Origin of the sequence: Clostridium sp. AM29-11AC, assembly GCF_003480545.1 — a bacterium.
Taxonomy (GTDB): Bacteria; Bacillota; Clostridia; order Lachnospirales; family Lachnospiraceae; genus Otoolea; species Otoolea saccharolyticum_A.
This window is the reverse complement of sequence record NZ_QUJI01000032.1, coordinates 5181-30126: the sequence shown is the minus strand read 5'-3', so window position 1 is coordinate 30126 and position 24946 is coordinate 5181. Positions and strand designations below refer to the sequence as shown.

Sequence of the window (24946 nt, the reverse complement as noted above, 5' to 3'; positions counted from 1 at the left end):
CTTCAACTATAGCGGAATACCTTATGGGAAGATAGCCATTATTTTATTGAGCGCTTACCTCATTCTCGGCATATCAATCCTCCTTTCCGCCTGAAAACAAAAAAACCACAGGGAAGATACTTACTGCCTTGTTTCTGTCATTTTTCGGGGCGAAAATCGGGCAAAATTGCCTTTCTAAGCCTTTCAAAAAATCACACAAGGTATTCGTACTAACCTGTGGTTATGTATGAAATTGTGGGGTTTTGGGTAACAGAAAACACCGTATTTCTACGATGTTTTCTGTCACATATATTCTATTTAAGATACTGACAAACTGGGATTGTCTAAAATAGTAAAGCCGTACCGCTTACTATTTTTTCTTTTACTGCTGAAACAGTATCTTTGATTGAATGCGTCATTAACTTGTTTCATTAAATCATATATATCCATTTGTACCACCATTTATAAAACTTTCTTTATTTTATCAACTTGTTCTTCTACTTCTTCCGGATAGTTTTTAACCATATCATCACTTCCTTAATTTTTCATCTTTGCGAGTTCTTATATAAATCTCTTTTCTACCTTTTTCTATAAAATCAGGTCTATTATTTTTAATACCATATACAATAGTTTCTATTGGATAATATTGTTCTACAACATCTTGATATTCCTTTGCTTTTGAAATATCAATATTTCCGTATAATCTTAATATATCTTCTCCAAAAGACACGCCAATTTCTTCTTCACTATCTTCTAGCAAATATATGAAATCACAGTATTCATCTATAATTCCAGAATCTCCAAAATCTATTACACCACATAATCTATTTTCATCATCAAGTAATAAATGATTACAACTAAAATCATTATGGCATAAGCATTTTTTACCATCAAATATAGTTGTACTATGTAATCTTTGCATAAAGTCTTCTACATATTGTTTTTCAATATCAGTAAGACTATCATATGTTGTGTCTTTGAGTAATTGATATTCTTCCAAAACATTTTGTTTATTGTCTATCGTATACAAACTTATTTCACTATAATCTAAATCGTGCATTTGTCTTAAAAACATAGCAATATCTTGCTTTAATAATTCTTGCTTTTCTTTTGATAAAGCAAAATATATTTCTGGTGTTAAAAAAGTTCCTTTTATTTCTTTATAACCTAATATAGAAATATCATCACTAAAATATGAATATTTTACATTTGGTATTTTTATATTAGTATTTAATCTTTGATTTAAGAAATCATAAATTGCTTTTTCTTTTTCATATCCTTTTTTCTTATTAGCACTAAATTTTGTTTTAAATATGTATTCTCCATTTACTAAATATGCTACACTATCATATCCACTACCAATTACCTTAATACTTTCAACTTTAAAATCTTCAAAGTAATGTTCTATTAAGTATTTCATTGCTTTAACATTTGTAACATTATCATCATACTTATATTCCATTAAATAGCAATCTTCTTTTTTACCCTCGTGCAACTCGTGTTCTGGCAAATCTTCAATTATTCTAAATCCAGATTTCTGATATGACCTAATTGCTCTTGGATTATTCTTATGAGGGTCTAAAATAACTGCATTAGCATTTCTTTCTTTTTTTAAAAACTCAAAAATCATTTTTGTATATTTTGAGCCAATGCCTTTACTCCAATATTCAGGTTCTCCTATAAACTGATCCATTCCATAAACTATTTCATTTGTTTTTGGATAATGATAATCAGAATAAAGTTCATCATACATTTTATATACTTGTCCATATCCAATAGGAACATTATCATATTCTATAATTACTCTAAATACTTCATCTTCCCATTTTTCAGTATAATGCTCTTTTAATGATTCTAATGTATATTTTTTATCTCTACCACCATAAAATTCTAATACTCTATCATCAGTTAACCATTTTAGCATTAAAGGAAAATCATCATTTGTCAAAGTTCTTATTCTTATTTTATCTTGTACTATTTCCATTAATTTTCCTCCCTAAAATCATACACATACACTACTTCATCATCTGCGTCATTTATTCCTCCTGCTTTTTCATAACATTTACAAGCAGAAATATTACTTCTATTTGTTATTAAAAACATTTCATAACAATCAATAGTTTTAGCATAATCACGAGCAAATGATATTAAACCTGTTCCATAACCTTTGCCTTGAAAGTCTGGCATAACATCAATAGCGTCAAGATAGAATACTTTTCTTCCATCTGGTTTTAATAAAATATAACCAAAAGCAAAACCTACTATCTTATTATTTATCTTTGCAATAAATCCAAAATCATTTTTATTATCTATAAATTTTTTTAAAACATCTACATTATATTTTGTATTTTCATCATCAACAAAATCTAGCATAAGTTCCAAATCTTGTTCTTCTAATAATTTATATTCCATCTATCTCAACTCCATCTACTATTTTATTTTCTAATTTTATTAGTATTTACACAATCATTAATTAAACTAATTGCTTCCCCAGCAAATTCCTTTAATCTTGTATTATCATAACTATTATTTGTATCACTTAAATAATCTTCCATAGCATTTTTAATAACATCATTATAATTTGAATCCATATTTTCTAATGCCCATTTACCACCATCATATTTTGATAAAGTTAAATCATCTCTGATTAGTGCATAAAATCTACAAAGGTTTAAAATACAATATACGGGATTATTCACAATTTCTTCTACACAATCTAATGTATCAGAATAATTGGAAGCAACGGTGTACAAGGGGTACAAACAAGATTAAAAAGAAAAGATAGATTTGAAAGTAAGTAGAGTGGGATAATCCAGAAGTTAGAGCTTAGATTTTCCACTCTACTTGAACGTGGTCGCTAGTTGCGCTGATTGAAATAATCAGGCCGTCAACGGCTTTCCTTTTGTCGTCAAATTCAATGCTGTCCCAATGGTCGAGGTAATAAGAGAGTTCCTGCTCCTTTTGGGGTGACATTGTTTCAATGGACATTTCCGCAATCTCCTTTGAAATGGTCTGGCGGCGAGTGTCCAGTTCTTCAATTTTTTTGTTAGCATAGGCAAGAAGTGTTGCGTTGGCTCCGGTTAGCGTATCAAGTAGTTTTTCAATCTCGGCTTCAACTTGCGCCAGTTCAATTTGATGGGCGGTCAGTTTGGGATTGACTTTTTCCTCCCGGCTATGGCGGACTTGAAAATTTTTAAATCTCGCCCGCATAGCACTGAAAATAAATTCCTCAAATTCAGATTTACGGATTTTACCACAGCCCGGGCAGCCTTTATTTTCAGTCCGTTTACTACAGCGAAAATAGCCTTCGCTGTTCGGAACGTGTGTTGCCTTTAAGGCATATCCGCAACACCCGCATTTAACTTTTCCGGCAAGCCATGTATTTTTCGGCTTACGTCCTTGTTGAAAACTCTTATTTGTCATTAGCTTCTTCCTGCATTTCAGCCATACATCAGACGGTATGAGCGCTTCATGTGGAGCGATTACAAGTATCTGGTCTTTCAGGCTCCTGTCTTTATCCTCCTTCACGTCCCGGCCCTGATAGAGATAACAGCCATTGGTTCCGGCAAAATCGGAAGCGTCATTGACAATAGCCGCCCCCTGGCTTTTAAAAAATTCGTAGAGTTCTAAATCTGCTTGTGCGTAAACAGGATTTCTTAAAAGCTGTGAAATAAAGGTACGGAATAGCGATTTACCGTAAACTTTGATGTTCTGTTCCTCAAAGTACCGTGTAATGTCACCAAAAGACGTTTCCGGCTCGGAATACATTTCAAACATGAGCTTTACATATTGGGAAGTTTCGGGGTCTGCCACCATCTTTTTTGTGCGGATACCTTCAACCACTGTCGGCTCCAACTGATAACCATAGGGGGCCTGTCCGCTCATGTGAAAACCTTTCAGGCACCGGGAGTAGTAAGCGTCCGTGACGCGTTTCTGGATTGTCTCACGTTCAAGCTGTGCGAATACGATACAAATATTCAGCATGGCCCGCCCCATTGGGGTTGAGGTGTCGAACTTTTCTGTGGACGAAACAAACTCCACGTCATATTCCTGGAACAGCTCCATCATGTTTGCAAAGTCCAGAATGGAACGGCTGATTCTGTCCAGCTTATAAACGATTACCCGCCGCACCCGGCCCTTTCGGATTTCTCCTAACAGCTTTTGAAACTCCGGCCTGTCCGTATTCTTCCCGGAATAGCCTTTATCCTTGAATACTTTACAGCTTCCGCCTTTCAGCTCATACTTACAAAAATCAATCTGGCTTTCAATGCTGATACTGTCCTTACGGTCTACCGACTGTCTCGCGTATATACAATCTTCTCTGATAATGTCCATATTGGGCTCCTTCCGTATGGAATGGAGCTACCAACCTTACAATTATATTATACCATAGGCAGCCCCGGACAACAATGTTGCGGTTGATTAGTAAAATCTGTCCGTGTATTTACTGAACACATCATATAAGTGATTTTCGATTTCTCTTTTTCGCTTGTTCTTTTCATCCGGGGATAGTACCGGAATTAGATTTTCCAATACGATAAGTTTCCCTTGAAAATATACGGATTGTTTTTCGCTTTGGTATGTAACAGATTGAACCATCGAAAACCTCCACTTTTCAGTACGGATGAACAGCGGCCAGCTTCCCTCTTGTCTGCTGGGGAAACCTAAAAAAGCGGCTCCCTGGAAGGAACTGCCCTTTGAGCTTTCCCCAGCCTCGGGCCACGTTGGCCCGAAGCTAATAATCGCCGTTATAATATTTCTGTTCAGCCTCGTTGAGTGTGTATAAGTCAAACACTCCATAAAGCTGATTTACTACACGGCTAATATCTTTATGGGTGAATCCACAGTCCTGCATGGCCATAATCACATAGCCCCGGCAGGCGTCATTACTCCATATATTCAGCGTTAATTCTGGACTAGATATATTTTCCTTCATAAAATTCTCCTGTTCATAGAAAAATATGGGGCCCAGCCAGAACGGTTGCCCTATCATCAGACAGTAATAGAGGAAGGGCCCCACAGGTTAGAAAGTTTTTTCAGATAGACCGGACGGACAGTTGGCTTTTTGTCCCATAGCATTTCAGCTCTCCCCATTCTGATGGCAAGGCGATCTCATTACCTGCGACGGCTCACGGTTCGCAACACCGCTGCACGCTCGGATTGTGACTAATCGCAAGTATCCGGGTTTTGTGTTTTGTCCGGCAGACCTGCCACAGTCTGCCTACGGCATGGGCCTGGTCGCTCTCTCTAGTGTAAAAATAGAGGTCATGGCGGGCCTGTCACTGGACACAAGCACCCTTCGTATCCGTCTATCTTTTATTCAGTTTTCAATCTGCGTGAGGCGTGTCCCGCTTCGGGCCAATGTGGCCCGAGGCTTTGACTGCCTCTCATAAGCCATTTCATTTTTGAGGCGAAATCGGTACACCTTATAAAAATTTTTTTAAAATTTTTTCCAAGTTCCGAAGGCCGCGCTCAATGGCGAGCCGCACGACCTTTTCATCCACACCCTCGGCCCGGGCAATGTCTTGTTTCGTCAAGCCGAGAATGAAATGAGCGTAAATGCGCTTTGCCTGTTTGTCGGGCAGTCGTGAGATGGCGGTATAGAGTTCTTGTATCGTCACTTTACGCTCATACAGTTCATAGGGAGAGAACGCAACGAAAAGCGCCTCATGCTCAATTCCATCATTCCGATCCAGGGAGTAATAGGCTTTGTGCCGGTATGTACGCAGACGGTAAGCGGCTTCCTTCCGGTCAAACTCCTTGAACATTTCAACAACATCTTCTGGTACTTCCATAAAGTAGTCTGACGTATAAAAAGGGTAATAGTCCCGTAAATTTATAATAGCCATATTGAACCTCCGCTTTGTTTTGTGATGGATGGACAACAAAACAGAAGCGGCGGGGAGCGTATATGTAGGCTGAAATTTCTGAAATTTTCAAAAAATAACAGTGAAAAATCTATAAAATAGTAAAGATGGCTACTCGTTCTAAAAAAGCCTCGACAGCTTATCTCAAGACTGGCTCTGTTTCGATAGCAAATCCTGAAATAAGGTGTCGAACATAAAAAAAGCTCAAACAAATAACAGCTTGTTTGAGCCTTAAAAAAGTTTAAATTGGAATAAAACTCCTCCCATCTAGGAGGAGGTAAAGCAAAAGGGGCGTTGCTTCATCTATTTTTTCTCAATAATCTAACTCATGTTATTAGCAACCTCCGCGTAAAAATCTCGTAGTTCTTTTATTATCATATAATGTATTTTTTGCAAAATTTGTCGTAGATAGGAGGCAAAAATAAAAAAATAGAGTAGAGGATATGTTAATGGTTAACGTACCTCTACTCTATCTAATTGTTACTAAAAATTTTCTTTTAAAAAGGTTGTTACAAAACAGACTCAATTTACTATATATAGTATATGTCAATTATTAAATCTACCATATACAGAACATTACTTTTCTCTTTGCAACAACCCTTTTAAATTGTATAATTGCTTTCACTTAATCAGCATTATTTTTTATCTGATTGAATAGCCATCCTATAATTCGAGCTATACAGTATAAAACACCAAGTCCAAGGACGGAGCATACAACTAGAAAAAATATAGACATTGCCGACATATTTACATCAACACCTTTTTGAATAGGACTCTACTTATATTATTCTTAATTTAATACGGTAGAAACTTCTCCATTAAAAACTTCCGTTCTTAAAGCGAAAGAAAGTGTTCCTACTCCGCCGACTACATTTGCTCTCATAGAGCCAGTCACTTCGGCCGCTTTGCTTGAGGTAGATGTTGCACGGCCAATGGCTAAACTTTCATCTTCAACCGTTCCGCCAACACAGTAGGTATTTAAATCACGTGCATTAGAAATTTTCCACTGGCTACCACTCTTTGATAAGTCAAATCTGTAATCCATACCTGCGACACCCCAAAATGCATCCGATTTCCACGTTCCTTCAGTAGCAGGATCACGAGTTAAAGGAGGCGTATAGCTAAGTGTCACTGTTACCGGCTGACCGTCCTTCTCGAAATGTAATGTTTCCGAATAGGGCTGGCTTTCGTCAAAATTATTCAGATCGACACTGAATGTTTGTCTCTGTTCTGGAGAATCAGCAGCAAGAGCACTAAATGCGCTACCAACTACCATGAGACTCAGCGCTACCAACAGACCCAATGCCTTTTTCAAACCTTTCTTCATAAATGACCTCCTTGAGACTTTACCATAGTAACAAACTCAGATTTTTTAGCGCCCACCATTATGTAAGGCACTATTCTCTCAAATTCTCCTCCTCTATAGCCCCAATGGTATCCCTCCCTTTACTAATCGGTTATGAGCTTTTTATAACTAACTGTAGTATACCACAGAATCCCTATATATGCAATATAATCTAAAAATGGTAAATAAAACTTAATAAATTGTTAATTATCAACATATATCGTATATTTTTCTGATATAAAAACCGGGTATTCAAGTTTTGTGTTTTGATGTTTGAGTTAAAACGATAAAAAGAAAGAGAACTTGTTGATATAAAAAAAATATCATTCTTTTTGCATAAACATATAAAAACTCGAAAAGCGATTGATAAATCACCGAAAATTTGTGGCGAATTTTCTTAATATAGATATTTTAAGGAGGTATTGCGTAAAACAATAGATGTTGTATAAACTCAATAATCTTTTTTGCAGTATATTGCTAAATAGCTAAATGGCAAGCAATGCCTCTGTGGCCACAAGTGGCACAAAGGCTGCTTGTTGGGGCTCGCCCCAAACCCATATCTTCGGGCCAACATGGCCCGAAGTGTCAGCGTCGCTTTGCTCCTTATTTTCATAACCTTAACGCTCCTTTTCCTGCTTTCTTCCCGGCTCGGTGTAGCCCATCAGAGTGTCAATGTTCGCCTTGATTGTGACGATCTCCTGCATATCCCGTCGTGCCTTCTGGTATTCTCCATAGAGCTGTTTTTTCTTTGCTGTGAGCTTACGGCCTTCTTCCTTCAGCACATCCATTTTGGGGAGCTTTGCCCCGCCCAGCAGAGAGCGCATTTCCGCTTGTGCAACCCGGTACAGTTCAAGGTCGGCCTCATGCTCCGCAAGGAATTTCCTGCTGTACTTCGTCGCCTTATACTGCTCAAAGACTGGGCGGGTTTTGGCATACTGAACCGTTGCAGCCTTTAGCCCGGCATTGGTTTTCATAGCCTGTTCCGTCTGCTTGACCTGCTCGGAAATAGCATGGAAACGGTCTGCCGCCTCGGTGGCTTTCTGCGCCAACTGCTCATAATCGGTCAGGTTATTGTCCTGTATATAGGCAAGAGCGGCGGCCATCTGCTTAATGTTAAATACCTTCGCCCAGCGTTCATATCCAGGCCCCTTACCGGCAGCCAGCTTTGCTTGAATATCCACCGCCAGACTGATTTTCCGTTCCGAGCGCCCGGGGCGTTTTTCTTTGCCCTCAATGGCAGACAGAACATCTTGCAAGTCGTAGCCGTCTCCCAGCGTGGAAGCCCGCAGACGGGTAAAGCGTTCCTGTCCCTGCCCGGTCAGCCGGAAACTGATACCGCCGCCCCGAACCGTCTTGACCTCATATCCGGCCCGCTTCATCAGATTGAGAAATTCGTCCAGATCAGCGGGGCGTTCCGCCAGCGCAGTATCAATGGCAAGGCGCAGTCTGTCCTGATAGGAAAGCGGCCCTTTTCGTTCTTTCTGCCATTCTCCATAATTCCGATACTTGCCCTTGCTCCGGGGCTTCGGGTTCTCTACAATGGACAGCCCGTTTTCAAGGCACAGCCTGTCAGAGAGCCGCCGGAGGGCGAAGCTGGAGCCCCAAAAGTTTCGGAATTTCCGGGTGCAGTCAAGGGTGGTGGAGTTGTAATAAATGTGACAATGGATGTGCTGCTTATCGGTGTGCGTGGTAACGATAAAAGCGTGCCGCCCCTTTGTCCAGCGCATAGCCAGCTCATAGCCGATACGGTTCGCCTCCTTCGGGGTGATCTCGCCCGGATAGAAGGATTGTCGTATCTGATAGCACAGCACATCATTTTCTTTTTTCTGTTCCCGGCCCGTCATAGCGGCATAGCTGGCTTTTGCCAAAAGGAACTCGTCCGCCACGGTGGCCGGATCACATTCATAAGCGGAGATATACTTTCCTCTTTCTGTTTTCTCCGGGTCCTTGCCATAGTCCAGACAATCCCGGATTGCCTCGGCAATCGTTTCGCCTTCGCCCGCATGGCGCTGCAACAAAGTTGTGGTAGCCAGAAATCATCCCTCCTTTCCATGAGAAAAGGGCGGCCCATCCAGACCGCCCCGACTTCGGGCCAACATGGCCCGAGGCTGTTTAACTTGCCAGAAACCGGTACAGAGCGGATTTGCCTCCGTCCAGCGCCCAAAGAAGGGAGCCCGCCGCCGCTTGCAGTCCATACGGCGAAAGAAGGAAAGCGAGAAACAGAAATACAATCCCGCCTATGGGCGTCGGCGTGAAAAAGAGAGCGACACCCAGCACCACCAGAATCACAGAGGCAATCGTCAGCAGGACGGCACAAATATCAAACAGGAATACCAGCAGAGCCGCCAGAAGGGACAACGCTAAAGCAAAGGGAGCAACCAATATTTTCAGCAGTATCTTCATCTCCAAAACCTCCTTTATCTATCCTTCCTACCTCTATTTTATCATGCCTGCCCGGGGACATAAATGTTGCGAAAGATTAGTGAATCCTGTCCCAAACCTTCGGGCCATGATGGCCCGAAAACAGAAAAAGCAGGACACATTCATGTCCTGCCAAATTTCTGCTATTCTGTTTCCTGCTGCGGGCAATCGGGAACTGTCAGCAGCGAAGTGTCGATAACAATATCCTCTGCTGGTTTCAAGAGCTCTGTCAAATCGTGCTGCCGTCCCACGTTGGTCACATCAATTTTATTCACGCATATTCCAATCCACGGAAACTGTCTGCTTAATTCATCCATCAAGTCGTATATATCAGCAGTTGCCAGCTTATCATCCGATATGTAGCCGGAGCCTTGACGGTGAGAAAAACGATGCCGTTTGAAGAACCGGCGCAAGTCGTCATACGCCTGCCGGTAATTGGCTCCGGGGTAATGCTCTTTTAATTGATGGGTGTCCAGATCAAAATTTAAGGCTTTGAAATATTTTCTCTCCAAAACTCAAGCCCTCATTGCTGTTTTTTCCTGATAGTGGGTCAACAGATCTTCTTCATTGAAATCATCTGGACTGTCAGAATCGTCACTGTCACAAAGACGCCACACAGAAACATTATCCATGAACCATGTCTGCCGCTTCAAGGTATTGACGATCCGGCCGAACAGACTAAAATCCCTCGCTCTGCCGCAGTCACGGAATACCAAAGCGCCGGAACCATCCTCCATACGGGGAAGGCCCACGGTTTGGAATGTATGATTGATTGTGTTGTAAATGCCATCCAGCCGGTACTTATTTTCGGCTGTGATTTTATCATCATTCATGCGAATAACCATTTTCAGCATGGTATCAGCCTCCCTTCTTGAATTATTATATCATTATAGAGCTGGTTCTACAATCTTGAAAATCTGAATTTTTTATGACGGGCTTCGGGTCATGCTGGCCCGAAGTGGTAAAAAAAGAGCAGGGCGGCAAGCCCCACAACGGAAGCCTGCCGCCCTCGTCTTACTTTGCCACCAGCTCGGAAAGCTCCCGCAGCACTTTTGACACCTCGCCCCACAGCTTTTCATAGTCCCGCTTCAATCCGTCGATTTCCTCCGGGTACACGCCATAGGTGTGTGCGTGTACGGCGACCTGATTGAGATTGTTGGAACAGCGCCGTTGCAGAGAGATCAATTCTTTTACGGGCGCAAGGTCGATGTGCAGGATATACCCGTTCAGAGCCATTTTCCGTACATAGGCCCCGGCGTTGGAAATGCCCGCCTCGGCCATCCGTTCATGGATGGCTGCCAGCTCGTCCGGCGTTACCATGACGTGCAGATGGACATTCCGCTTGCGGTTCTCCATCATCGTTCCAGCTCCCGGCCTTTCCGGCGCTTTTTGGGCTCCTTTACCTTATCCAGCGGTTTTGCGTCCAGCTCCGGGGGCGTGGGTTGGATGGGCGTGTTGTTGGGTACGCCGTCAATCATGTTGCAGTTCTGCTCCGTGGAGAGCTCGGCGGTTTTCAGATAGTTGTCTTTTTCGTGCATGGCGATCCTCCTTTATCGTTCCTCATGGTTTTTATGGCTCCGCTTCTGGCCGGGCTCCTTCGGGGGTTCCTGCCCTCTGGTTCCTTCTTTGAGCCGGGCGGTAATGGATGAGCGCACCCGGTCAGGATTGCCCGGTGCTGGTTTCAGTTCATAATCCTCCATCTGCTTTTCGGTCAGCGGCTTTGTGTAGGTCAGTTCGCCCCATGCCATCAGCCTGCCGTCTGCCACAGGACGCCGCCTGTCATCGTCGTAGTTGACAATGGAAAGAGGCTGGTTATCCGGCGGCTTCGGGTAAGTTCCTATGTCCACGGGCCGCTGGGTGGAATAATAGCGGTAAACGCCCTCCGGTCCCAGCTCGGTATGCTTGACCGCCGCATGGTAAAGCTGCTGATAATCGTCCACCCGGCGGTCAAAATCCCGCTGCGCCCATGCCTGGCTGTTTCCATAGCGGCCCCAGTAGTAATCCCGATGGCCGTTTTCCCCCTCGGTAAACTGCCAGGTCACAAAGGGGCTCGGCGCTCCCGGATTATGCCCAAGCGCAAAGCCGTGTCCAGTTTCAAAGGTGGCAGCTTTCAAAATCACATATCCTTGTACTGTCTCCAAGAGATCCCTCCTTTCTGTGCCTCGGGCCAACATGACCCGAAGTGCTGGATGTTACGAAATAAGAGGGCAGACCGGGGAGGAATGTAATAAGATATTCCCACCCCGGAAACACCCTCAAAAAAGCCCGGAATGTCAAGCCTTTGGAGGCGGCAAATCGTAACAGCCGCCCGGCCTTTTCTCCCGCATTTTCCTCATGCGTTCCCGGCTTTTCCGGCGGTTCCCTTCGGCCTTGCAGGCGTCGGAACAGTAGGCTTGACGCCCCTCGGGCAAAAACGCCTTTCCGCAGACCGCACAGGCCCGCAGCTCCGGGGAGATGCCTTCCGTTGTCAGCGACGCTTGAAGCTCCGGGTTAAGAGGCAGGACAGCCTCACGGAAATAACGGCAGTACGCCCCTGTCCAGCACTTGTGCAGCATATAGCAGGCACAGTCAAGAGGAAGGCACAGGCCGCTTTCCCGGTCATAGTTGGCGCACATCCCCGTGACCAGAGTGCGGATTTTCTTCTTCTCGTCACGGGTCAGCTCCCGGGCGTCCATTTATGACTTCGGGCCACGATGGCCCGAAGGGCGGGGCTCCACGATCAGCGCCCGGAACTTCTTCCGGCACTGTTTTTTCTTTCCTTTGCACTCCTTGTAGTAACGGCATCCCTTACAAGGATCGTCATTGTCCCAGCCGGGGTGCGGTACTTCCTTCATCATTCGTTCAAAAGGGCTGCTTGTAAAATTCATTCTCATTCCTCCGTATCTTCCTCCCACGGCGGGGTATCTTCGTCCTCGGGTTCCTCTGCGATCTCCTCCAGCTCCCCGTCCTCATATTCGCAGTAATCATCCTCCAAATCCGGGGCCTCATGCTTCGGCTTGTAAATCTTGAAATAGTAACCAATCCCACCGCCGGCCAGCACCACCGCACCGATCAGGAGCAGAGAGAGAAGGGGGCTGTCCTTTTTCTCCGGCTCGGGTTCCGGTACTTCCTCCACAGGTTCGGTGGGCTTTGGCTCTGGCTCCGGGGTCACTTCTTGGGGCGGTTCCTTACCCTGTTCGGCAAGAGGCAGAAGGTCGTCTGTGGTAACGGTATTGAGGAAATAGACGTTCTCGCTGGTTTTCTGTTTGTCGATCACCAGATAAAACACGCTCTCGTCTGCGGTGGTGATGGTGTAGAACTCTTTACCGTCCTCGTCGGTGGCGTTGTCCACCACGGTTCCCGTCCCGTCCGGGGTAAAGGGGTTCTGGGTTTCCGGCTCCGCTTCGGTTTCCACCGGGGCGGGAGCTGTCTCCGGCTGCGGCTCGCTGCTCTGGGCGTAGGCCGGGACCGTAAAGATCAGGCAACACAAAAGGCTGGCAGCCATCGCCGCCAGCCTGCGGTATTTAGTTTTCTTCATGGGCTGTGTCCTCCTTTTCGGGTGCCTCCGGCTTCGGGTCAGTATGGCCCGAAGCGGTAAGGCTGTTTTTGGGGTCATTCAAAAAAGCCATCAGCTGGGCGGGGGTCAGTTTGAGCGAGCGCACCGCCTGCACGATCTGGCTGTTTTCTTCCTCCTGTTTCTGCTTTTCCAGCTCCCGGATTTTGGCCTGCCACTCGGCTGCCTTCTCCCGGGCTTTTTCCAGTTCCTTATCGAGCTTGTCGATCTTGTTCATGCAAGGACTCCTTTCCTCTGGCTCACAAACGCCCGAAGGCATAGAAATGTGTCTGCCAGTAGCTTGAATTGATGTTTGCGTATTGGATGGGCGAACCACAATGAAGCATCATCCCGTCGCCCACATAAATCCCCACATGGGACACAGGGCCGGGGCTGTCATAGGTTCCCGTGAAAAAGATAATGTCGCCGGGCTTTGCCTCGGAGGGAGAAATGATAGCGCACTGGTTGTAAATGCCCTGCGCCGTGGTACGGGGCAGGTTGTGGACGCCGCTGGCCGTGTACACCCAGCAGACAAAGCCCGAACAGTCAAAGGAGGTGGACGGGCTGGAGCCGCCCCACACATAGGGCCAGCCGATATACTTTGTGGCTTCTTCCATGAGCGCCGCAAAAGCCGGGTCATCCAGCGCCTCGCCGGGTATCTCATAGCTGGGGCCGGTATCTTCGCCGCCGTTGTAAATCCCTTCCCACAGATAGGGCTTGTTGCCTTTGAGCTGCTGCATAACGGTGTAGATTTCCCGCTGCTGTTCGTTAAGCCTCGGCAGGATCACGGCAGGCAGCGTCTTGTTTGTGAGGGTCACATTTAAGATGTAATACTCATAGGGGACTTCCTCGGTGGTGGTTTCCCCGGTCTCCGGGTCGGTGCTGGTTTCGGTGCGGTAGCGTATCTCGACTTCCTCCGTCAAGGTCAGTTCATACTGTGCCTCAAAGATCTCCCGCAGCTCGTCCTGCACCTGTTCCCGGAAATACACATGGTACTTTGCCGAGAGATAGGACGCCAGCTCATAGGGGTTATGGCCGATCTCGTCCACGGAATAGCGGTACTCGTCATAGCCGGGATGGGTGCTTTCGATGTTTGCCACCGTCTGCGCCAGCTCGTTTTCCAGCGCCGTGTAGTCCTCGTCTACGCCCAGCAGGTCCGTATCCTCCGAGGCGTAGGAGGTGCCGGATAACGCATTGGCAAGGCCGCTGCCAAGCGTGGGGAAGATGGAGCTTACCGCCGACACAAGAAAACAGAGCAGCAACAGCAGGAGCAGGACCAGCACCGCCACGGGATGACGGGTCACAAACTGCGCCGCCCGCCGGGTCGCAGTTCCCGAAGCGGCAGCGGTTTTCTTTGCGGCCTTTGCGCCCTGTTTTGCAGCCGCCTTTGCTTCTTTGGAATACCGGCGTTTCAGTTTCCATTTCTGCTGCACACGGGAAAGCGGATTGCTGGCAAGCTCCGGGTGCTCGGAGGCCATCTTCTGAAAATCCATATTGGCCCGGGCTTTTATGTCCTTCCGTTCCCACTTTGCCACCTTCCGGGCCGGGTGTTCCTGCCAGCGGCGTTTGGCATACCGGGTCAGTTTCCGGGCTCCGGCCTCGGCCACAAGTTCCGACTTATGGGCTCCTTCCACACCCACATTTTCATGCTCGACTTCGTGGATCTTGTTGTGGACATAGAACCATGCTTCTGTACGGGCTCCCCGGACTGCCTTTTTTGCAAGCCCCGGCGGTTTCTTCGCTGCCCGTTTTGCCTCGGTCTTGTCCAGTTTCTCCCGAGCCTTTCCCAGCTTTTTCCCGGCGTGTTCCGCTTTTGCCTGTGCTTTCTGGTACTTGTCCTTTTTGCTCCCGGCATTCTCTGCGGAGCCCTCCGGCTCCTGTGCCTTGCTGGTATCCTGCGGCCCGCCCGCTTCATCCTCCTGCCTCATGCGGTCAGAGGGACGGCTTTTGCGGCTGTCCTCTTGAAACTTGCCGCTTTTGGACTTCGGGCCATCGTGGCCCGAAGGGCTGTCCTGCCCGGTATCCTCGTCCTCAAACCGCAGGCGTCGGGATGGTGCAGGGGAAGGCCCTTCCCGTTCCGCCGGTCCGGGGCGATTGCCCCCGGTATCCTCCGTCGGCCCCGGCCTTTGAAAACTCCGTTTGTCCGGTTTCTTTCCGATGATGTATCCCTCCTTTCCAAACCTCGGGCCAGCATGGCCCGAAGTGTGTTATGCCCGGTTCATTTCCTGTTTTTTGTCCTCCGGGCGGGTGGTCATAATGGCGTACAGCTCGGTGTTCTGCGGGAAGCGGTCAACAAACGGGATGGTGGTGTTCCCGAAGAACAGCAGCCCTTCGCCGGAATTGGTATGGGTCACATAGGAAAGCTGGTGGGGGCTGATCCCAAGCTGTTTGGCTAAAATCTGCCGGTCCCCCTGTGCCTGCGAGAGCAGCACAAGGAAGTCCGAGTTTTCAAAGATGTTCTCGATCTCCGGGCTTGCCAGAAAATCCTTTACGTTCTGCGTTAAAGCACTCGGAACGCACCCTTTTTTCCGCAGCATTTTCCAGATCGCTACACAATAGCTTGCCGTCAGACGGTCACGGAGCAGCACATGAAATTCGTCAAAGTAGCACCATGTAGCGATACCGCGGAGGAAATTCATGGACACCTGCGAGTTTACCAAGTCCTGCATAATGAGCATGGCAATCGTCCGAAGCCCGGCTCCCAGCTTTTTTAAGTCAAGGCATACCAGACGGCGGTTTAAGTCCACGTTGGTTTCATGGTTGAACACGTTAAGGGAACCGGACACATAGATTTCAAGAGCCGTCGCCAGCCGCACCGCCTCGCCCTCCGGCTGGGAACAGAGCAGGTCATACAGGGTTTGGAGGGTCGGCATTTTGCTTGTTTCCGGGTCCTGCAAGTGTTCCCGGTACATCTGGCGCACACAGCGGTCAATGACGGTACGCTCCACCGGCTGCAAGCCGTCCTTGCCGCCAACGATCAGCTCCATCAGCGACAGGATAAAGTCGGCTTTCAGCGCCATCGGGTTTTCCTCGTCGAAGCTCAAATCAATGTCCATCGGATTGATGTGGTGGGGGCTGTCCGGGGCGATCTCGATGACCTGTCCGCCCAGCCGCCTGATAAGGGGCGAATATTCGCCCATCGGGTCCACCACGATAATGCGGTCTTTTGTGGCAAGGAACACATTCACAAGCTCCCGCTTTGCGGCAAAGGATTTGCCGGAGCCAGGCACGCCGAGGAACAGGCCGTTGGGGTTTTTGAGCTTTTTCCGGTTCGCCATGATGACGTTATGGGAAAGTGCGTTGAGCCCGTAATAGACGGCTTCGCCATCCATGCGGAGCTCCTGCGTCATAAAGGGAACGAAAATGGCCGTGGAGCTGGTCGTCATGCCGCGCTTGATCTCAATGCCGTTATGGCCCAGCGGAAGGCTGGAAAGAAAACCGTCCTCCTGCTGGAAGTCCAGCCGCTTCAAGGTGCAGTTGTATTTCTGGACGATACCGGACACCGTGAACAGGTCATTGTCCAGCTCCCGGCGGGTCGGAGCCATGTTTACCACAAGGAAGGTCAGCAGGAACATTCTTTCATTCCGGCTCTGTAAATCTTCCAGAAGGGTCTTTGCGTCGTTGCTGTATGTTACGAGGTCGGGCGGAAGTATGTCCATGTCGTACCCTGACCGGGCTGCCTTCTTTTGTTCCTCCACCTTCATCTTGTCAATGTCGGAGACTTTGGCCTTGATGGATTTTACGGCGGCGGCCTGATCAACGGTCTGGATATGGAGGGTGATGGTCATTTCCGCATCCATTTCCAAAAGCTCCGCCAGCAGCTTGTCCGAGAGCTCCGAGGCCAAAATCTGCAAGTAGGAGGCAGCGCCCCAAGTCGTCCCCACCCGGAACAGTCGGCTGAAACGAAAATCGAAACTGTCCGGGGCGATAAAGTCTTTGGTGGAAAGCCCGGTTTTGGGGATCATATCCCATGAAAACCGGAAGGGGGAGCCGCTGCCGGGGTGGAGCTGCCCGTGAAGAAGCTCCAGCCGTTCCAGCCCTGAAAGGGAGCGGCACTTGACGCCCAGCTTTTTGAAGTTCCCGCAAATGTCCGCCTCTACACGTTCCAGCCTTGCCCTGGCGGTGGAAAGGTCGTCCACGTTCACGCCGAAGGTCAGGAGCTTTGTGCGGACAATGCCGTTGTTGCTTTTGGCGATCTGGTTTTCCAGCATTTCCACATACTCACACCGGACGCTGTTGTAATCGTCATCCTGCATGGGGATGTTCACGCTGTACCGGCTGCCCGGGCGGCTTCGGTGGTTGAGGAAGGAAAGCTGGAACGGAAGGCTGCTGTCAAAGTAGTTGAGGCAGGCGCTCCACCCGTCAAAGATGGCCGCCTGATCTTCGGACTGTGCGAGCTGGTAGTTGATGTCCTCGTATTCAATGGTTTTGGTGTAATAGCGGTCCGTTACCCGGCACACCCCATCCCGGTACATTTCCCGGTAAGGGAGGGTCTGCTGGGCGGTGGTGGGAATGTTCTTTCCCTTTGTGAACAGGCCGGTAAGGCCCTGCTTTTCAGGCTTTCTGCCTGCGGGCTTTCCGGCCCTTCTGCTGTTTTGCAATCGGCTGCGCCTCCTTTCTGGCGCTAAGCAGCGCATAGAAGTTTTCGGTTTTGTAAGGCCGCACCCGGGGATAGAGGAACCGGGTGCGGATGATGTTTTTCAGCACTTTTTCCAATGGCAGGCCGTCCCGCTCATACATAGCCAGAAAGAAGAACGGGAGCATGAGGCCGATCATTAGGAACATGGCGGCGCTGTTCCCGATACTGTCACGGGAAAGCAGGTAGGCCGGGAGCCCCACCGCCGCTGCGCCGGAAAAACAAACAAGCTGGCGCTTCGTCAGATTGAAGGCCAGCTTTGTCTTAATTTTGGAAAGGTCTTTTGGTACTGGCACATAGGCCATTTGGGTACACCTCCTTTACTGCTTCGGGCCAGCATGGCCCGAGGTCATCTTGCGGCCTCTTTGGCCGGGGCTGTACTGCGGGCGGCTTCGGCGGCCTTACGTCCGCTCTGCCTTGCCCGCCAGTATTCGGGATTATACTGCCGGATGGACTGGTTGAGGTTTTCTTCAAACTGCCCTTTGTCCTTAATGCGGTCAGGTATGTTCCACAGCTTTTTGTCCAACAGTTCCCGGAGCACCACACTTTCCTGCGCGTCCTCCTCATAGCAGATATAGCCCTTATCCTTGAAGCCGCACTTTTTCGCTGCTGGGGAGAGGACGGCGGCTACCTCGTTTGCCACCATCGTTCCGCCGTGGCTGGCGGTAGATACCAGAAACACCCCTGGACAGAGGGTTTCACAGCTCTGCACATCACCCCACGGGGAACTTTTCGGCGCATGGAACATTCCGCCCGTCCGGCTCCGGTCCGCCTGCATGAGCGCCGCCTTTTCCAATATGGCGCGAAGTTCCGGGGAAAAGTAGGCGTATTCCCGCAGGACACGGGCGGCCTCCCCGCCGCAGGCGTTCATCAACAGGGTATAGGCATCGCTGTCCGCTTTGGTACAGCGGCCCAGCAGTTTTCCGTCGTAATAGCAGGCCGCGTCATAGCCCGTCCGTTTGCGTGGCATGGTTCCCGCCTCCTTTCTGCTTCGGGCCAGCATGGCCCGAGGTCAACGCTCTGCGCTGCGGCTGGGCTTTTCCTTCGGAGGCCGTTCTGCCTTTGCCTGTTCGGCAGCCGCTTTTCCGGCTTTGAGCTGGTCGCTGATGGATGCACGCCCCACAGAGCCACGCTCCGCCATCTGTTCCAGCTTTGCCTCATAGGCTTGCAGAACAGCGGTGTTGAGCTGTTCCCGGAACTCCTTTGTGACAGGGTAGGCCATATCCCGGTAGCCGCCTTTGCCGTCTGGCTGGCTGGGCATCCCAAGAAAGAGCCCCTTGCTGCCCTGTACGATTTTCAGATTTTCCACCACAAAGCAGTCATTGAATTTCACGCTGGCAAAGCCCATGAGGTTTTTCACAGGTTCGATGACCCGCACGCTTACATCCAGCTTTATAGGGGCAGCTGGTGTTCCGCCCGCATTTTTTTCCTGCATGGATTTCTCCTTTCCGCTTCGGGTCAGCATGACCCGAAGCTGTTACAAGTTTACAGTGCTTTCAACTTCGTTTCCCCACACGTCCCATCCGGGCTTTTTTTCTCTGGCGAACAATTCCACTCGTGGTATATCGCCCATCAGTTCTACAATTTTCCGCCTGGCCTCGTCCGGCTTTTTACTGTGGCGCTCTATCGGGGAAACAATAAGCTGGTGAACACCGGTAGACTTACGCTTCGGATGTCCTTTTACTGCTAAAAGACAAATTTCTGCATTGCCTCTGGTCCAATACCCCAGACCGTAAAACCATGAGTAGGAGCGCCGGTTCCTCTTTATCCATACAAAAGCCACAGAACGATAAGAAAAGCCCCATGCTTTAATGACCTTTAAGGCTTCCGGCAGTTGTGGGAATGTTGCCCACAGAAACAAAACGCTGTCTTTTGCAGCCAAGTCGGCCACTGGAAGGGAACAAATTTCTTCAATACTCATAGTGGGATAATGAAGCTCTGCTGATCCCTGCCTGTTTTTCTGCTCATACCGCCACGGTGGATCTGCATAGATTATCGAAAATTTTTCTTTCGGCATGATCCTCCTTTCCGCTTCGGGTCAGCATGGCCCGAAGTCTCTTAATGGCAGCCGAAGATGGATTTTGCAAGACTGCCTGTTTTGAATAAGGTAAAACACAGCAGCACCGTATATCCCACGCAGCCCCAGATCGCCCCGATGGGGTCGCCGTCGGTGGCGATACTCTGGATCAGCACCGCATAGATTGCGACACAGACTAAGATCAACAGACCTTGAAAGCCCACCGCAAAGAGGGAGCGGAAATAGTTCTGCCCCATGTGTCCGGTTTCCCTGTTGGGGACTGTGGCAAACGGGATAGGCGCTAAACTTGTGAGTAGTAGGGTAAGAACCCGGCGCCTTGCCATATCACTATGGTAGGTTTCCGAGAACTCCCCTCCGAACCGGACTTACACCTCTCGATGTATCCGGCTCTCCAGATGTCAGTCTAATTTCCCTGCGTGTAACTTATCGTGACAGTCAATGCAGAGTGCCATTGTCTTGCGTTTACGCCCAATCATGGCGATTTCCCATTGTTTTCTGCCACTTAAATCTTTGAGTTTTCGTATATGGTGTATTTCAAGCGGCACATTCTCTGCGCCACACCACTCACACCTGTTTGCTTGCAGTCTTTTTATAAGGCTATTACGCCCATAATTCTCAAAAATTCTTGCTACTATATCAGGATTTCCGCTTTCTACTTTAGTGTCCCGGCGGAACCCATTATTGTAAAACAATACCTTTCCGACCTTGCCGTTTTTCTTCGGATATTCCACAACAAAATCTTTTCCTTGACGGTACTTGCGGATAATTCTGCTGATTCGTGTCCGATATTTTCCAGCAAAGGTTTTGAGCATACTGTATCTCATTACATAGTAGAAGTTATTGAGTACAGACACGTTGTTTGCAAGTCGGTAGTAGTTATACAATCCACGGATTTCTGCGTTGTATTGGTTTAGGATTTCCAAATCGTCCAAGTGCAACAGGCGAGTGCGCCGGACAGGCTCCCAAACCTCTTTGTTTCCATTTTGTTTGTCGTATTTAATCTTGAGGGCATTGTAGGAGAACAGTCGTTTTACCCACTTATCATGGGGAACATAAAGTAAGACTTTTCCATTGTTTACCCGTCTGGTAGCCCCGGTTTTGGTCTTTTTGTTGTGTTCGCCTTTGGCGATTGTGACCTCATATCCCAAGAACTTCGCAGCGTCGTGTCCATGAGTAATCAATGTCTTTTCCTCGGACATTTCCAGATGGAGTTTGTCCCGGATAAAGCAGCCTACATCTTGTTTAATCTGTTCTGCGTCCTCTTTGCTGCCGATAACTCCGATTAAGAAATCATCGGCGTATCGGATATAGCAAAGCCGTTTATAGCTATCGTCCATCTGGTCGCTATACGGTATAGATTTCAGACTACGCCGCAGTTCCCGGATTTCTGCAATTAAGCCCTCTTTTTCTTCCACGCTCATTTTAGAGATATTTCTTTTAAGCCTTTGTTCTTTCCCACGGCAGACATCCAATTTCTTCTTGAACGCAGGATTGATTTTACGGCGGTTTCCGCAGTTGAATTTCTCTGCATACTCTGCCATATAACTGTCCAGTTCGTTCATGTAGATGTTTGCCAGGATAGGGCTGATGATGGAGCCTTGCGGAGTGCCGGAATAAGTATTGTGATAATTCCAATCCTCCATATATCCAGCTTTCAAGAACTTCCAGAGCAGACCGATGAAATATTCATCTGCAATCCGCTTTCGCAAAATAGCAATCAACACATGATGGTCTACGTTGTCAAAACAGCCCTTTATATCTCCCTCAACGAACCACTTTGTCCCCGTAAAATATTTCTGCACATATTTGAGTGCCGTATGACAGCTTCTGTTTATACGGAAACCGTGGGAATAGTCGCTAAAGGTTGGCTCATAAATACTCTCTAAGATGAGCCGCACCACCTCCTGTATCAGTTTATCGTCGAATGACGGTATTCCCAGAGGACGCATTTTCCCATTGGATTTCGGGATATACGTTCTCCTTGCCGGGTTAGGCTGATAACTAAAATCCCGCATCTTTTCAATGAGGGCGTTTATCCTTGCCATTCCCATTCCGTCAATGGTTTTGCCGTCTGTTCCGGCTGTCATGTTGCCTGGTTTCGCCTGTATCCGCTGATATGCCAGCAGATAGAATTGTGGATTGTACAGGTTGCGGTATAACCGCTCGTACTTGTAACTCTTGTTACACGCCTTGGATTTTAGGCTTTCCAACACATTTTCAGGACTTCTCATAATGCCTCACGCACCTTTCCTTTTTATGAATTGGTTGACATCCTGCCTCCCTTCGCCATGTAGACGGCTTTCCCGCCCTCGGACTACTACGGAGGCTCCGTTGCCATGCCGGATATTCATCGTCATCTTTCTTGGGTTTTTACCCCTTGAAATTTATCGCCTTGCGGCATTACGCATAGCCGGATAGTTCCGGCGTTCCGGTTTAGGCAATCTCCAGTTAGACACTTTGGGAAAAGCGTATTATGATGTCGGTAGTGGGGTTTCGTCCTTTTCCGCTTACTGCGGCTGGCTGTCATAAGTATCGTGCGGTCTGTGTTTACCTGTCACATTCCGCTATGACATACGGCGAATACAACCATCCTGCGCCGCCGGGTCGAGTATCCCGCCTCGGACTGCCCTTAAAGCAGTTTAGCCTTGCTCCTCATTCACAATGTTGCGTCTTGCCGCTCAGTCGTGGGTAGATGGTTTCCCCAACTTGCGATTTTTCCGATACGCTGTTGTCCCCCTTGTGGTTTCCCTCCGGGGTAAATCGGATGACGCTAAAGTGACGCTTTTCACGTCTTTGATACTTTTCTTTACCGGCTTGCTAAAGCCGGGTTCCCAAAATGCCCGCACACCGCCTTTGGATGAAAAGCGGCGCTTCTGGACGCGCAATAGATTTCAGTCATACGGCCATATACGATGACGAAGATCACGATATTTAAGGCAATCATGGTAAGCTGGATCAGGAAGGATTGTAGCCAGAGTCCGAACAGAGGACCCAACTCCATCGCTTCAAGTTCTGTCCGTAGACTGTCCAGCACATCCGGCGTGATCTCTGTCCCGTTCTGGATAATGCCCGCTGACTGCTGTATCACATGCTGGCTCACATCAAAGACCGCCAGCACGATATTGAAGGTATTCGTCAGGATCATCACAGCCACAAAGGTTTTGAACACCCACTTAAAAAACATCCATGTGTCAACTTCATGGAGGTTGTTGCGTTCTATGAGCATCTGTATCAGCTCATAGGTCATTACAAAAGTGAGGATGACCCCGGCGATTGGCAGGATGGCAGTTTCAGAGATCTGTCGTATCATGGAAAAGACCCCGGCGTTCCAGTCCGCCGGGGTCGTGCCGACCTGTGTGGCGATCTCGCCAACGCTCTGATTGACGTTATCGAAAAGGCCGTCCAGATTTCCCATGATACCATCGACGAGCAGACCTTTCAGCCATTCAACGATTGCGTCGATGATAAAGTCCATACATCAGCTCCTTCTGGAAAAAGGGACAACGGGTGACACTTAGCTGAACAGACCGGACAGCAGAGGGATAAGCTGAAGGCCGATCAGAACGACACCGCCGCCAGCCATGAGCTGTTTTATCCCCAATTAGGTGTAAAACTCTGCTCGATGGCGGGCGGCGGCGTACAAAAAATCTATATGGTGTTTTTAAGAGAACCGTCCCGGCGGGACAGGTCAGGCAGTGACCTGTTCCACCTCCGGGATGGGTTTGAGATTAAAATGAATTTCGATAGAAATGTGTCTTGTTTTATCTTCGTCAATGCGCTCATGCACGACGATTTCTTTGATTAAGCGGTTGAGGGTGGCTGCGTCCAACTCTGTGATGTTGGCATATTCCTGAATGGCTTCCACCCATTGTTTTGCGTCATTGGCAAGCTGGACTTCATCGGACAGCCGCTTTCTGCCCTCGGACACTTTTGTTTTAAGTTCCGTCTGCTCGGTCTGTGTCTTTTCCAGCATGGTGTTGAAGTTCTGCTCACTGATACGCCCTGCAATCATATCTTCATAAAGCCGCATTACCATTTTGTCCAGAACCTCAATCCGTTCCTCGTCCCTTGTAAGGGAGCGTTCCATTGCTTCCCGCTGTTCCCGCTGCTCGGCTTCACAGGTATTGGTCAGGCGGTCAGCAACCGCTTTCCCGTCCATCAGGGCAGCTCTGGCACATTCCCGGATTTTCCGCAGCACATGACTGTAAAGGGTGTCATAATCAATCCGGTGCTGGGTGCAGTGGTTCTTTCCAAAGGCATTGTAGGTCTTGCAGGAGTAAATCTGCTGGGGATGTTTTGCGTTTGTGTAGCGTACCGTCAGAGACTTCCCACACTCGCCGCATTTTATCAGTCCGGCAAACAGGCTGATTTCATTGGTCTGCCCCGGACGCTGGCGGGATTTCAGCTTGTTCTGCACAATGTCAAAGCTCATGCGGTCAATCAGCGGTTCATGCTGTCCTTCCACTACAATCCAGTCCTCCGGCTTCTTTTCCCCAATCGTGCCGATTTTGAAACGGTAGTCCTTTTTCTGGGAAGCAATCGCCCCAGTGTAAACGGGATTCATCAAAAGGTCTTTGATAACGGAAAAGTCCCACATATACCGCCCGTTTTCCGGGTCTTTCTTTTCCCATTTGGTGCGGGTATTGCGAAGCCCCCGTTCCCGGTTCCACCATGTGGGGCAGGGGATTTTTTCTTCCTCCAGCCGTCTGCGGATATAGTTCGGACCATGACCGTTTAGGGCATATCCGAAAATCAGCCGCACAATCGGGGCGGTTTCCTCGTCAATGAGCAGATGGTTTTTGTCCTCCGGGTCTTTCCGATACCCAAACGGGGCAAGACACCCGGTAAACTGTCCTTTCTGCGCTTTCAGAAGATAAGAGGAATGGACTTTCTTGGAAATATCCTTGCTGTACATCTCGTTCAGGATATTCTTGAACGGGGCGATGTCGTTGTTATCCCGCAGGGTGTCGATACCGTCATTCATGGCGATATAGCGGACACCGTTTCTTGGGAAAAAGTCCTCAATCAAATGCCCTGTTTGCAAATAGTTACGCCCCAGTCGGCTGAGGTCTTTCGTGATGACAAGGTTGATTTGCCTGCGCTCAATGGCTCTCAACATTCTCTGTAA

The 24946-nt window shown here is 48.1% G+C and carries 25 protein-coding genes and 5 pseudogenes; all 30 read right to left on the bottom strand.

The genetic code is table 11. The features are described from left to right. Positions 1–508: 508 nt before the first annotated feature. Positions 509–1387 (bottom strand): annotated as a pseudogene (gene aph(2'')-I, locus DW757_RS17850) (APH(2'')-Ia/If/Ih family aminoglycoside O-phosphotransferase); the annotation flags it as partial. A gap of 51 nt (positions 1388–1438) precedes the next feature. Then, positions 1439–1963: pseudogene (gene aac(6')-I / locus DW757_RS17845) on the bottom strand (AAC(6')-Ie family aminoglycoside N-acetyltransferase); the annotation flags it as partial. Further along, on the bottom strand, positions 1963–2391 hold the full coding sequence (locus tag DW757_RS15925; protein WP_004452860.1) for a GNAT family N-acetyltransferase: 429 nt from the start codon (positions 2389–2391) through the stop codon (positions 1963–1965). The gene DW757_RS15925 and the pseudogene aac(6')-I, both read right to left, overlap by 1 nt. Positions 2392–2414: 23 nt before the next feature. After that, positions 2415–2732: an aminoglycoside adenylyltransferase domain-containing protein gene (locus DW757_RS15920; protein ID WP_182433330.1), complete on the bottom strand. Its 318-nt coding sequence runs from the start codon at positions 2730–2732 to the stop codon at positions 2415–2417. 73 nt (positions 2733–2805) lie between these two features. Continuing rightward, the gene (locus DW757_RS15915) at positions 2806–4314 is read right to left on the bottom strand and encodes a recombinase family protein (protein ID WP_107001168.1); all 1509 of its coding nucleotides are present in this window, start codon (positions 4312–4314) and stop codon (positions 2806–2808) included. Positions 4315–4714: 400 nt separating this feature from the next. Next, a complete protein-coding gene (locus tag DW757_RS15910) occupies positions 4715–4915 on the bottom strand; it encodes a hypothetical protein (RefSeq protein ID WP_107001169.1) in 201 nt (66 codons plus the stop codon). A gap of 490 nt (positions 4916–5405) precedes the next feature. Further along, positions 5406–5828, bottom strand: coding sequence for a sigma factor-like helix-turn-helix DNA-binding protein (locus DW757_RS15905; protein ID WP_107001170.1), 423 nt, complete (start codon positions 5826–5828; stop codon positions 5406–5408). A gap of 808 nt (positions 5829–6636) precedes the next feature. Continuing rightward, the gene (locus DW757_RS15900; RefSeq protein ID WP_107001171.1) at positions 6637–7173 is read right to left on the bottom strand and encodes a hypothetical protein; all 537 of its coding nucleotides are present in this window, start codon (positions 7171–7173) and stop codon (positions 6637–6639) included. A gap of 635 nt (positions 7174–7808) precedes the next feature. Further along, a complete protein-coding gene (locus DW757_RS15895; RefSeq protein WP_107001172.1) occupies positions 7809–9224 on the bottom strand; it encodes a relaxase/mobilization nuclease domain-containing protein in 1416 nt (471 codons plus the stop codon). 79 nt (positions 9225–9303) lie between these two features. Beyond that, entirely contained in the window at positions 9304–9594 is a 291-nt protein-coding gene (locus tag DW757_RS15890) for a CD1845 family protein (protein ID WP_023042378.1), read from the bottom strand. A gap of 161 nt (positions 9595–9755) precedes the next feature. Then, positions 9756–10124, bottom strand: a complete 369-nt coding sequence (vapD, locus tag DW757_RS15885) for a VapD family protein (protein WP_016306491.1) — start codon at positions 10122–10124, stop codon at positions 9756–9758. 3 nt (positions 10125–10127) lie between these two features. Then, positions 10128–10466, bottom strand: a complete 339-nt coding sequence (locus tag DW757_RS15880) for a hypothetical protein (protein WP_016306492.1) — start codon at positions 10464–10466, stop codon at positions 10128–10130. A gap of 160 nt (positions 10467–10626) precedes the next feature. Next, positions 10627–10968, bottom strand: coding sequence for a plasmid mobilization relaxosome protein MobC (gene mobC / locus DW757_RS15875; protein WP_015553878.1), 342 nt, complete (start codon positions 10966–10968; stop codon positions 10627–10629). Next, positions 10968–11150: a DUF4316 domain-containing protein gene (locus tag DW757_RS15870; protein ID WP_107001173.1), complete on the bottom strand. Its 183-nt coding sequence runs from the start codon at positions 11148–11150 to the stop codon at positions 10968–10970. Before DW757_RS15870 ends, mobC begins: the two co-directional genes overlap by 1 nt. Positions 11151–11162: 12 nt before the next feature. Then, positions 11163–11753, bottom strand: coding sequence for a hypothetical protein (locus tag DW757_RS15865; RefSeq protein WP_227589686.1), 591 nt, complete (start codon positions 11751–11753; stop codon positions 11163–11165). A 132-nt stretch (positions 11754–11885) separates the two neighbouring features. Further along, the gene (locus DW757_RS15860) at positions 11886–12287 is read right to left on the bottom strand and encodes a cysteine-rich VLP protein (protein ID WP_050005650.1); all 402 of its coding nucleotides are present in this window, start codon (positions 12285–12287) and stop codon (positions 11886–11888) included. Further along, complete coding sequence (locus DW757_RS15855) at positions 12288–12485, bottom strand: hypothetical protein (RefSeq protein ID WP_005927616.1); 198 nt, start codon at positions 12483–12485, stop codon at positions 12288–12290. Continuing rightward, on the bottom strand, positions 12482–13129 hold the full coding sequence (locus DW757_RS15850; protein ID WP_107001175.1) for a DUF4366 domain-containing protein: 648 nt from the start codon (positions 13127–13129) through the stop codon (positions 12482–12484). Before DW757_RS15850 ends, DW757_RS15855 begins: the two co-directional genes overlap by 4 nt. After that, on the bottom strand, positions 13116–13382 hold the full coding sequence (locus DW757_RS15845) for a DUF4315 family protein (protein WP_005927622.1): 267 nt from the start codon (positions 13380–13382) through the stop codon (positions 13116–13118). The genes DW757_RS15850 and DW757_RS15845 overlap by 14 nt, the downstream gene beginning before the upstream one ends. 22 nt (positions 13383–13404) lie before the next feature. Continuing rightward, positions 13405–15072, bottom strand: coding sequence for a C40 family peptidase (locus DW757_RS15840; protein WP_107001176.1), 1668 nt, complete (start codon positions 15070–15072; stop codon positions 13405–13407). A 279-nt stretch (positions 15073–15351) separates the two neighbouring features. Beyond that, positions 15352–17619 (bottom strand): VirB4-like conjugal transfer ATPase, CD1110 family, encoded by a 2268-nt coding sequence (locus DW757_RS15830; RefSeq protein ID WP_107001296.1) that lies wholly within the window; start codon positions 17617–17619, stop codon positions 15352–15354. Between the two features lie 79 nt (positions 17620–17698). Further along, complete coding sequence (locus DW757_RS15825; RefSeq protein WP_016306500.1) at positions 17699–18085, bottom strand: PrgI family protein; 387 nt, start codon at positions 18083–18085, stop codon at positions 17699–17701. Between the two features lie 44 nt (positions 18086–18129). Next, positions 18130–18783, bottom strand: coding sequence for a hypothetical protein (locus tag DW757_RS15820; protein WP_107001178.1), 654 nt, complete (start codon positions 18781–18783; stop codon positions 18130–18132). A gap of 9 nt (positions 18784–18792) precedes the next feature. Further along, positions 18793–19215, bottom strand: a complete 423-nt coding sequence (locus tag DW757_RS15815) for a SpoVG family protein (RefSeq protein WP_227589684.1) — start codon at positions 19213–19215, stop codon at positions 18793–18795. Between the two features lie 42 nt (positions 19216–19257). After that, positions 19258–19797: an MT-A70 family methyltransferase gene (locus tag DW757_RS15810; protein WP_107001180.1), complete on the bottom strand. Its 540-nt coding sequence runs from the start codon at positions 19795–19797 to the stop codon at positions 19258–19260. 41 nt (positions 19798–19838) lie between these two features. After that, positions 19839–20114 (bottom strand): annotated as a pseudogene (locus tag DW757_RS15805) (hypothetical protein); the annotation flags it as partial. 102 nt (positions 20115–20216) lie between these two features. Beyond that, the gene (locus tag DW757_RS15800) at positions 20217–22049 is read right to left on the bottom strand and encodes a reverse transcriptase/maturase family protein (RefSeq protein WP_118254765.1); all 1833 of its coding nucleotides are present in this window, start codon (positions 22047–22049) and stop codon (positions 20217–20219) included. Positions 22050–22702: 653 nt separating this feature from the next. Continuing rightward, positions 22703–23293, bottom strand: a pseudogene (locus tag DW757_RS15795) (CD0415/CD1112 family protein); the annotation flags it as partial. A gap of 39 nt (positions 23294–23332) precedes the next feature. Further along, positions 23333–23416, bottom strand: a pseudogene (locus DW757_RS15790) (Maff2 family protein); the annotation flags it as partial. A gap of 90 nt (positions 23417–23506) precedes the next feature. Further along, a partial coding sequence (locus DW757_RS15785) for a recombinase family protein (RefSeq protein ID WP_243033738.1) occupies positions 23507–24946 on the bottom strand: 1440 nt, incomplete at its 5' end.